Source organism: Dysgonomonas gadei ATCC BAA-286, from assembly GCF_000213555.1.
GTDB lineage: Bacteria > Bacteroidota > Bacteroidia > Bacteroidales > Dysgonomonadaceae > Dysgonomonas > Dysgonomonas gadei.
In genome coordinates this window covers 1-1,213 of record NZ_GL892001.1, presented here as the reverse complement: position 1 = coordinate 1,213, position 1,213 = coordinate 1, and the positions used below count along the sequence as shown (strand labels likewise).

Annotated in this window: 1 protein-coding gene; it reads left to right on the top strand. The window is 35.3% G+C overall.

Features of this window, described 5'->3' with window-relative positions; all coding sequences use genetic code 11:
• Window positions 1–59: 59 nt before the first annotated feature.
• Entirely contained in the window at window positions 60–1,166 is a 1,107-nt protein-coding gene (locus HMPREF9455_RS20520; protein ID WP_006801688.1) for an IS481 family transposase, read from the top strand.
• Window positions 1,167–1,213: the final 47 nt, after the last annotated feature.

Sequence of the window (1,213 nt, the reverse complement as noted above, 5' to 3'; positions counted from 1 at the left end):
GTCACGATTTAATCTGACAGTTACTAATAAAAACAGTAACATTATAAAAAGATTAAATTATGACTACATCGCAGAAAATCATTAAGAACAAATTAGGAGTTTTAGGATTAGCCCAACAATTAGGTAATGTTTCAAAAGCCTGTAAGATTATGGGCTATAGCCGGGATAGTTTCTATCGTTTTAAGGAGCTATATGAGCAAGGTGGAGAGTTAGCTTTACAGGAAATATCTCGGCGTAAACCTATTCTTAAAAATCGTATTGATACAGCTATTGAAGACCAGGTAGTAGCCTTAGCTATTGATAACCCTGCTTTAGGTCAAGTAAGAGTTAGCAATGAGTTAAAGAAAAAGGGATTCTCTGTATCAGCAGGTGGAGTTCGTAGTATTTGGCTCAGGCATAACTTACAAACGTTCCAACTACGTTTAAAAGCATTAGAGGCTAAAGTCGCCCAGGAAGGTTATATTCTGACAGAATCTCAGCTTATAGCCTTAGAAAAAGCTAAAGAAGAAAAGGTTGCTCATGGTGAAATAGAAACTCATCATCCTTGTTATTTGGGTGCACAGGACACTTATTATGTCGGTAACATCAAAGGTGTTGGACATATTTATCAACAAACATTTATTGATACTTACTCTAAAATTGCATTTACTAAGCTTTATGACCGAAAGAATGCTTTGGTAGCAGCTGACATGCTAAACGACCAGGTGGTTCCTTTCTTTGATGAGCATGAGTTAAGGCTACTTCGTGTATTAACTGATAGAGGAACCGAGTACTGTGGACTAAGAGAGCAACATGAATACCAGTTATATCTTGCCATTGAAGATATTGACCATACTAAAACAAAGGCTAAAAGTCCTCAAACAAATGGGATATGTGAGAGATTCCACAGAACAATACAGGAAGAGTTTTATGCCGTAGCTTTTAGAAAGAAAATATACAGGAGTATAGAAGAAATACAAACGGACTTAAACAATTGGATGTGGTATTATAACAACGAAAGGACTCATTCGGGAAAATATTGCTATGGCAAAACCCCAATGCAAACTTTTATTGAAGGTAAAGATATTGCTAAAGAAAAACTATTAGAAAATGTGATGCAACAACAAAATATTCTTACTTTTGGAAGTCAAGAGACTCTCGAAATGAACCATAAAAAAGAAATCTGACAATTATAGTTAACCCACAACTGTCAGATTAAGTCTTAGCTATTACA